Origin of the sequence: Caballeronia sp. (assembly GCF_028292365.1) — a bacterium.
Lineage (GTDB): Bacteria > Pseudomonadota > Gammaproteobacteria > Burkholderiales > Burkholderiaceae > Caballeronia.
This window is the reverse complement of the sequence record NZ_JAQGMM010000306.1, coordinates 1-8,305: the sequence shown is the minus strand read 5'-3', so window position 1 is coordinate 8,305 and position 8,305 is coordinate 1. Positions and strand designations below refer to the sequence as shown.

At 58.4% G+C, this 8,305-nt stretch carries 9 protein-coding genes; 4 read left to right on the top strand and 5 right to left on the bottom strand.

From position 1 onward, the window contains the following. Nucleotides 1-273: 273 nt before the first annotated feature. Nucleotides 274-1,005: a transporter substrate-binding domain-containing protein gene (locus JWR14_RS18945; RefSeq protein ID WP_299709765.1), complete on the top strand. Its 732-nt coding sequence runs from the start codon at nt 274-276 to the stop codon at nt 1,003-1,005. 128 nt (nt 1,006-1,133) lie between these two features. On the opposite strand, the gene dmeF is transcribed toward JWR14_RS18945, so the two are convergent. Both dmeF and JWR14_RS18935 read right to left on the bottom strand, forming a co-directional pair. After that, nucleotides 1,134-2,111 carry a CDF family Co(II)/Ni(II) efflux transporter DmeF gene (gene dmeF, locus JWR14_RS18940; protein WP_299709763.1) on the bottom strand — a complete coding sequence of 326 codons (978 nt, stop codon included), beginning with the start codon at nt 2,109-2,111 and terminating at the stop codon, nt 1,134-1,136. Nucleotides 2,112-2,117: 6 nt separating this feature from the next. Beyond that, nucleotides 2,118-2,393 (bottom strand): metal/formaldehyde-sensitive transcriptional repressor, encoded by a 276-nt coding sequence (locus JWR14_RS18935; protein ID WP_299709761.1) that lies wholly within the window; start codon nt 2,391-2,393, stop codon nt 2,118-2,120. 358 nt (nt 2,394-2,751) lie between these two features. Between JWR14_RS18935 and JWR14_RS18930 the strand changes: the two genes are divergently transcribed. Further along, nucleotides 2,752-3,240 carry an SRPBCC family protein gene (locus JWR14_RS18930; protein WP_299709759.1) on the top strand — a complete coding sequence of 163 codons (489 nt, stop codon included), beginning with the start codon at nt 2,752-2,754 and terminating at the stop codon, nt 3,238-3,240. Nucleotides 3,241-3,931: 691 nt separating this feature from the next. On the opposite strand, the gene vapB is transcribed toward JWR14_RS18930, so the two are convergent. Beyond that, complete coding sequence (vapB, locus tag JWR14_RS18925; protein ID WP_299709757.1) at nt 3,932-4,195, bottom strand: type II toxin-antitoxin system VapB family antitoxin; 264 nt, start codon at nt 4,193-4,195, stop codon at nt 3,932-3,934. Nucleotides 4,196-4,369: 174 nt separating this feature from the next. Here vapB and JWR14_RS18920 point away from each other — a divergent pair, with 174 nt between their 5' ends. After that, nucleotides 4,370-5,164, top strand: coding sequence for a DUF2242 domain-containing protein (locus JWR14_RS18920; RefSeq protein ID WP_299709755.1), 795 nt, complete (start codon nt 4,370-4,372; stop codon nt 5,162-5,164). 44 nt (nt 5,165-5,208) lie between these two features. On the opposite strand, the gene JWR14_RS18915 is transcribed toward JWR14_RS18920, so the two are convergent. Together JWR14_RS18915 and JWR14_RS18910 are read right to left on the bottom strand one after the other, a co-directional pair. Then, nucleotides 5,209-7,326: a D-(-)-3-hydroxybutyrate oligomer hydrolase gene (locus tag JWR14_RS18915; protein ID WP_299709753.1), complete on the bottom strand. Its 2,118-nt coding sequence runs from the start codon at nt 7,324-7,326 to the stop codon at nt 5,209-5,211. A gap of 216 nt (nt 7,327-7,542) precedes the next feature. Next, a complete protein-coding gene (locus tag JWR14_RS18910; RefSeq protein ID WP_299709751.1) occupies nt 7,543-7,902 on the bottom strand; it encodes a BON domain-containing protein in 360 nt (119 codons plus the stop codon). A gap of 153 nt (nt 7,903-8,055) precedes the next feature. On the opposite strand from JWR14_RS18910, the gene JWR14_RS18905 reads away from it, so the two are divergent. Continuing rightward, on the top strand, nt 8,056-8,305 hold a 250-nt coding region (locus JWR14_RS18905), incomplete at its 3' end, for a hypothetical protein (protein ID WP_299709749.1).

The following is an 8,305-nucleotide window of genomic DNA, read 5'->3' as shown; positions in this document are numbered from 1 at the left end:
TTCGATTCAAGGTCGGCGTGATACCAGTCGTTTTGGCATGTGGCCTTGTGGGTCTCGCATTGCGGTTGTTTCTGTTGTGAGGAATGCGAACGGCTGCTTTTGATGGACTTTCGGCCTCTGGTTTAACCAGGCCGAAGGGCTCTTGTGGGTCGACTTCTGCCGTTAGCTGACAAGCAAAAACCGGTCAGAAAACGATAGCCGCGCGTGCAAGTAGAATCGTCAACAATCGGCTTTAAAGATTTGAAGGCCGGTCCCATTTTGTGAGACACAGCGATGAAGGTGACGATTGCATACATTGAAGAACCGCCGTTCGGTTGGACAGACGCGGATCGTACAGCTACCGGTTCTGACATTGACCTGGCCGACGCAGTTCTTCGGGCAATCGGTGCCACCCAGATTGAGCATTGCCTGACTACGTTCAGCGAGCTGCTGCCCGGCGTCGATGCCGGCCGCTGGGATATGAATGTTCCGCTCTTTGTTACGCCTGAACGTGCCAGTCTGGTCGCGTTCAGCTTGCCCGTATGGGCGATCGGAGACGGCTTTCTGGTTCGGGCCGGAAATCCAAAAGCGCTCAACAGCTATGCGTCCCTCGCCAAGCGGCACGATGCGCGTCTTGGAATCATTGCCGGACAGGTGCAACACGACTCGGCGAGAGCATCCGGCATACGCGAGGAACAGATAGCCATCTTCGAGCACCAGGCCGACGCTATCGAAGCGGTTCGCTCGGGGGCGATCGATGCGTATGCGAGCACTGCCTTGGGAAATCGCATACTTACAGACCGTATTGGTGGTTCGGTGCTCGAAGCCGTCGAGCACAAGTCGCGAACGAGCGGCAGGCAACAAAAGCTTCCGCTCGGAGCATTCTCGTTTAACAAGAAAAACAACGATCTGCTCAATGCGGTAAACGTACAACTTCGTTTATATTTAGGCTCACCAGACCATCGCGCTCGCATGGCGAAATTCGGCCTGACACATAACGAGATCGATCCTGCCCTCGCTCGTTGAGTGTGAAACGGGCTTCGTCCACAAACCGACATTCGATTGTGCGAGTGGCAGACGTTCCGAACGGCCGCTATGCTCAAAGTGGCAGAAGTTCTCCTGCATTTCGCGCGGTTGTACGCCAATGAATCGGCCTACGGCGTTGCGGTGCGTATCAACAGGTTATCTTCGGTGTATCCGTTGTTGTTGGAGGTTATTTCTACGGTCAGGTGCAGTATTTCGTGAACCGGGGTAAGTCTTTCGCGAATCATTTCCGTTGTCACTTCCGCCTTAGTAACGACGCTGACGATGGCGGCATGCGCCTCTGGTCCGATTTGCCACACGTGCAGGTCCGTGATGCGTGCATCGCCATTCGCCCCAAGGATTTCGCGTATTTCGTCAGCAACATGCTTGTCGGTCTTGTCCAAAAGAATCGCTGCCGTATCGCGCATGAGACCCCACGCCCAACGAGCAATCACCACAGACCCTACGATTCCCATAACTGGATCGAGCCAAACCCATCCAAGGTAACGCCCGGCCAAAAGCGCGACGATCGCCAGAACCGAGGTCAAAGCGTCCGCAAGCACGTGAACGTACGCTGACCTCAGATTGTTATCGGTTCCATGATCGTGCCCGTGATCATGGCCGTGATGCGAGCCGTGATCATGCCCATGTCCGCCAGAAAGTAAAAAGGCGCTCGCGATGTTTACGACAAGGCCTACCACGGCAATGATCGTTGCGACTCCAAAAGCAACATTCGTCGGATGGAGCAACCTAAACGCAGATTCCACACCAATTGCCAACGAAATAACGGCCAAAATCAAAGCGGAAGCAAAACCGGAAAGCTCACCTACCTTGCCGGTGCCGAAACTAAAACCGCGGTCGTTGGAGTGCCGCTTTGCATACGCATAAGCGCCTGCAGCAATTCCAAGTGCTCCAGCATGTGTGGCCATGTGGAAGCCGTCGGCAAGCAACGCCATCGAGCCGGTGACGTAGCCGGCGATTATTTCACCCACCATCATGATGAACGTAAGTGCGACCACTGATTTTGTACGCCGTGCGTTCTCGTCGTGGGCACTACCCAAAAACGAATGACTGTGTTCGCCAGGTGAAGCGTGTCGATCGGTGTTCATAGCGCTCTATTTAGAATAACGACGAATGGCCTCAATAAGGGCATCCACGCCTTTGCTTCGTTCAGCGGCGGTTAAATCTGGATGAGCGACGTGCTCACGAGCGTGCGCTTCAATGATTTCGTCCATCAGCCCGTTGAGCGCGCCTCTCGTTGCGGCAACGAGATGCAAAATTTTGTCGCAATCGGCTTCCGCCTCCAGCGAGCGCTCGACAGCCTGCACTTGGCCAGCGATGCGGCGAACGCGCTTCAGCAGATCATCTTTCTGTGTTGACAGGTGAGACATAGGATACCCCCCATAGGTATATTGATAGTAGCAGACATGCCGCGATTTTCTTGGAGGACAATCTCCCTCTGACGGTCTTACCATCGGGAAGAGACATTCATCCGACGAGCCGCCAGAAGACCGCTATGGGTCGCATGAGGCGGTCGCGTCAGGGAGCAGTCGACCGGATTTGGCTGAGGTGAAGCTCTCGGCCATCGGCTTTCGTGCACTGGCCGGCCGCCTCTAGCTGTCCTACGTTCTGCTGCAGATGGCTTGACGAGATATCGAGGGGTGGCAACGCGGTGCTGTTTCGCCGGTGATGGCAAGTGCAGTGAGCATCTGACAAAATCTCTAGAAGAATACTAACAATGGAGGCAGCTTGCGGACGGTCGAATACCGCTTTTCCACCATTTGGCGCATCGATGCGCCAGTGCAGGAAGTTTGGGCGGCAATTCAGGATTCGGCGCGCTGGCCCGAGTGGTGGAATAACGTCGAGCGCGTGGACCAGCTAGAGGCGGGTTCCGATCAGGGCGTGGGCGTTGTACAACGCTATACGTGGAAAGGCTGGTTGCCCTATCGCCTCGTGTTCGATATGCGGGTGACGCGCGTCGACCCGCTGGTCGCGCTGGAGGGGGAAGCCAGTGGCGACGTCGAAGGCGCCGGCCGCTGGAGCTTTTCGACCGACGGTCGCAACGTTACGGTGGTCCGCTATGATTGGTGCGTGCATACGAAACGCGCATGGATGAATGCATTGGCGCCGTTGTTGCGACCGGTTTTCCAATGGAACCACGATGCAGTGATGCGCGAAGGCGGCGCGGCCCTAGCCCGGCGGCTGGACGGGCGGCTGCTTGGCATCGAGCATGGATGAAGCCAGCGCGGCAATTGATTGAACGCTCTGCAACGTTTCCCCTTCACCTCGATGGTATCTCTTCGCATCGAGGCAGATGAAGCGCTTGGGGTGGTGGAACAGACTGAAGTTTGAACCCAGGCGCCGCCGGATGGCGATCAACCATCGGTCGCTGTCCGGCCGATGCTGTTTAAAAAGTCGGTGCCGAGCTGTTTTGCGAGGTTTTCATGGGTCGTTTTACCTTTGACCAAGGCTCACGAGTGGCTTGTAGGCCAATCTGAGAGGCCAAAATTTTCGCCTACAGCGCGGCAACGCCATGCGGCGACTTTTTCAACCGCATCGGTCGATCAGGGATCGTTCACCCGGACTCCGCCTGACACCTCATACATCGGCAAATGTGCGTTTACGCTCAGGTCAGGCGGAAGTTCAAAGAAACATGAACCACGCACCAGATAGGTCATACTTAAGTGAACTGCAGGTGTAACGTTAAATGAGTAGGTTGACCGCAAACCCTTATTCAGTCGATGTGCGCAGTTCAACGTCGGGAGAAAATCGACAATAGATGTGCAAGCAGATTTGAATAAGACGCCAAGTCTTTCCGACCACTGTTCGTTCGTGACGAGCGAGTCTGATCGAAATGAATAAACAATCAACGAATCAAGAACTTAAGACTTATGTATTTGGCGTACTGCCGCATATGGAAAGTTCTCTGTCACTGACTCTGCGCTCCCGCGTCATCATCGGATGCCGAAAGATCGAACTGTCCGGTCTGAACAACCGCTGGGCGCTCCGTAAGAAAACCTGCATCAGCCGCACGTTCACCGGCGAACGAAGTCCAGCTTGGTCGCACCGGGCGCAGCAGTATGGTGTCGCCCTCGCGTTGGATTTCAAGTTCTGTCACCCCTTCGAACTGCATGTCCTTCGGGATCCGGATCGCCTGATTTGCATTGTTCATAAAAATAGAAACTGTGCGCACGAGAGCCTCCTGACGCAGAAGACTGTTCGTCTAATTTCAGACATATGAAGACATATGTTAAGCGAACACTCCAGCATCTACGCATCCCCCCGCGTTTCCTGCTTTTTACGTTCACACCCTCGGCGCACTACAATCTAGGCCGCCGATGTCCTTCGTTTTATCCAGACGCCTGTCATGCAAAACCCGCTTGCCCGCCTTTCATTCGCCTTGCCCTTGCTCGCCCTCGCCGCCTGTGGCGGCAAGGCCGCCCCCACGCCTAGCTACCAGGCCGAAATGTTCTCGACGGGCGCCAGTCCGTTCGCGCACAACTACGACGCCACCAGTCAGGAAACCTGCGAAGCCTCGCGCCGCGCGTTATTGAGCCAGGGTTACATGACGACCATGCCGCAGCCCGATACCGTCGATGCCACCAAGAACTTCCAGCCGGCAGCGGATACCCATGTGGTGGTGTCGTTTCATGTAGTCTGCACGGCGGGCGAGAACGCGAGCAACACAAGCATTGCATATGTGAATGCAGTGCAGGACGGTTATACGTTGAAGAAAAGCGATACGTCGGCCAGCGTGGGATTGAGCGTGCTCGGCTCACTTTCGCTGCCGATCCGCTCGAACAGCGACTCGATGGTGAAAATCTCCAGCGAAACCGTGCCGGCGGGCAAGTTCTACGATCGCTTTTTCAGCTTGGTTGGGCACTATCTGAAGACGGTGCCGCGCAGCTCGCCCATTCCTGGCGATAACGTCAGCAGCCAGGCGCTTGCGCCGTCGCTGATCCTGAATTCGCCTGAGCTCACGCCAACGCCTATCGTCGTGCAGACGCCGGCCGCGAGTTCGGCCGCTCGAGCGGAGTTGAAGGCCAGTGCCGCTAATCCGGCACCAGCGGCAAGTGCTGTTTCAGCGGCCAGCGCCACGGCGGTGACGGCGGCTAACCCGGCGTCACCGCCAGTGGCGGCATCGGCGGCGACTACACCTTAAGCGCTTGAAAAGCGCGGGAGATGATCGGCGAGATCAAACTCCGTTCAATTCGGCACATTCACACTGCCACCGCCGAACGCGATTGCATTCGCCCCTGGCGACGCCGAAATCGCCGGCAAATTGCTCACCGTCAAAGCCGGTGCAGCCCCCGCCGTACCGCCCCGCGGCACCGTATGCACGACCTGCGACGGCGGCAACGGCGCCCCGTTCTTCAAATGCGCCCACATCAGGTTCAGCGCCTGCAGGTTGTAGTAGTGCAGTGGCACGAAGCGCGTATCGAAGCCCGCGATGCTCAGGAACGCATCGAAATGCTGGCCGTTCGTGATCTCGTAAAACGACAGATTGCTTGAGTTACCTTCGGCCAGCTTGTTCATCGCGGCATACGGGCGCGACGCGTGGTTGATTGGCACGAGCGTATCCGAGCGTCCCTGCACGATGATCGCCGGCTTCCCATGCAGATTCGCATTCACCCGGATCGCATTGACGCTCGCCGTCATCCGCGCATCGCCGTTCGTCCACAAGCCGCGCAGACAAAACGCGCCGGCAAAACTGGCGTCTGCGGTAGCGAAGCGATGGTCCGCCGCGCCCGCATTCCCCAGGTTGTAAACCAGGTTGATGCCGTTGGTCGGCGGCACGCCATTGCCGTTACCGAACACGGTCAGCATCGGCGATACAACCGGGTTGACGCCAGCCGCCCCCGTCACCGCATTGGTCGTGCCGAAACTGAAATTGCAGAGGTTATCGGCGACGCTCGACTGCGTGTACGCATTGGCGTACGTCATGGCAACTGCGGGCACGGCCTGCGAATCCCACATCGGCGCCTGCAGGAAGTCAGAATCCGTCTGGTAACCGGCCTGATGCAGTTGGGCGAGCGCACTGTTGGCCTGGCTGGTTACGTCGCCGCCGGTAATCACGCCGTTCACTGCCAGCGACGCGCAGCGCGCCGCCCGGATCGACGCGGTCGTGGCCAAAGGCAAAGTCGTGAGATACGGCGCGCCCGCTGCGGCCGGCGCCAGTGCCGCGCACGGCTCCAGCAAGTTCGCGAGCGACATGTAGTCGGCGAGCGGCCGGCCGAACGACGCCACCGCCACGCCGCCCTGCCTCACCGACACCTGCGATGGCACGTTCAGGTTGATTTGCGGCTCACCCACGACCACCGCCGTGATCCATCCCTGCGTGTCCTGCTCGGCGGCTGCGAGCGACGCGCCGCCGCCATTGCTCACCGACGCCGCGATGGTCGTCACGTCGCCGCGCTTATAGCGGACCTGACGCGTGCTGCCGTTGAGCGTGCCGTAGGTATCGTTGAGTGCCCAGTACGCGAACTGGATCGCCTGCAGCGTATTCGTGCCCCAGTTTTTCTCCGGATTCTGCTGCGAGTGGGCGTGCTTGAACGCGTAGCGATTCGGGAATTGCGTGTTGAACGCGGCAAGATTGGTGCTTCCAAGGCTCGCCGTGAACACGCTGGTTTTGCCGGCAGCGGCCGCATTGGTCAACGTCCCGTCGATAAGCGTAATCGTGTTCGTCGCCAGTTCGTGCGCGCCGTTGCCGCTGCCTTTATCGGTGTAAGCGACCGCGCAGCCGCGTTTCAAACCCCATTCCCCCGCCGCCGATATCGCCCCATACACGCCCCGCGATCCGGACGAAGTGGCGGTGACAATGCACGGCTGGTCGGGGTTGAAGCTCGCGGGGATCTGCACGAGCAAACTCACGTTGAACGTGCCGCTGCCGTCATCGGCGAACGCCAGATACTCCTTGCCGGCGATCATCCCCTGGCCGAGCGTGTCGTTGCCGTTCAGGTCGACGTTCGGCCCCCAGAAGCGCCCGTAGCCGCCATTGACCGACATATCGACGAGCGCGCGATAGTTCGAGTAGATCGCGAGCCGGCGCAAATCGGCGGCGCTCGGCGCGGCTGGGTTGGAAATGGCCGGTGGCGTAGCCGATGCCAACCCGTCCTTGCCCAGCCCCGCTGTCAGCAGGTCGTCGGTCGTGCCGTCGTAGGTTTGCGTGCGCACGCCGCCTGAGACGAAGTTCGGCAGCGCATTGTTCTGCGAACCGTTGCCATTGCCATTGTCGTCATCGTTGCCATGACAGGCCGCAAGCCCGAACACCGCCAATGCCAGGGCAAGCGCCGTGGCCGCCGTGACTCCTGGGAATTTTTTCATCGTCGCTCTCCACCATGTTGTTTTTATCCGGCGTACTTCTTTCGATGCACGTCGCGCACTTAGCTCCTGCTCTCAACCAGGAAGTCTTGGCCCATAACGCATAACGGGTTCCGGTGCGAAGCACCGGAACCCGTTATTTAAACCGCTGCACGAAACCGCGTCGCGTGCCGCAAAACCACTGCAACGACGCGCCGCCGTCCATGGCTCAGGAAAGTATTAGCCTCCACCACCGTTCGGCTGACCCAGCGTAAGCTTGTTCGATACCGAGGTCACGCCGGCCACGCCCTTCGCCACTTCCTCGGCCTTCGGGATCTGCGCGCCATCCGGCACCGTACCCGTCAGCACGACTGCGCCGCCGCGTGCGCGCACGAAGATGTTCGACACATCGATGCCCTGTGCCTTACTCAAGGCACGCCGCACATCGAGGCCGAGCTTGCGGTTGACCTTCTTGGTGGTCTTGGCCGACGGTGCTGCGTCGGTCGCGGCCGTGGCATCACTTGATTGAGCATAAGCGCTCGACGCTACCGCGACGCATACCACGACGCTCAGCGCCTTCAACATATCGACTACTTTCATGACTTCTCCTTTTGTTTCGCTTTGGACTTCGCAAAGTGTTGCTCTTGTGCTTCTTTGGACCGCATCAACCCAGCGGCTTGCTACGACATCTTGCGGTCTGTGTACCACCGACGACCCGACGATCGACGTGCATACGACACAAACAGACCGGCGATGCTGGCGACACGGTGTTGCGAGAGACTGGCGAAAAAAAACGAATGTCCGGCCATTCTTATACGGATGTCATTACCGCTGGCACAAGGACACAAGCTGCTGCACATCTTGCGACGCGGCCGGTTCTGCTCGGAGTATTTTTCCGAATGCCGGTTTGGCGGCGCGGATGCTGGTTCTACGGCGGCGAACGTCAATTTAATCCAGCCTCGCGAGAAGCGCAAAGCATTTAACACGATGAAGCGCGGACTCG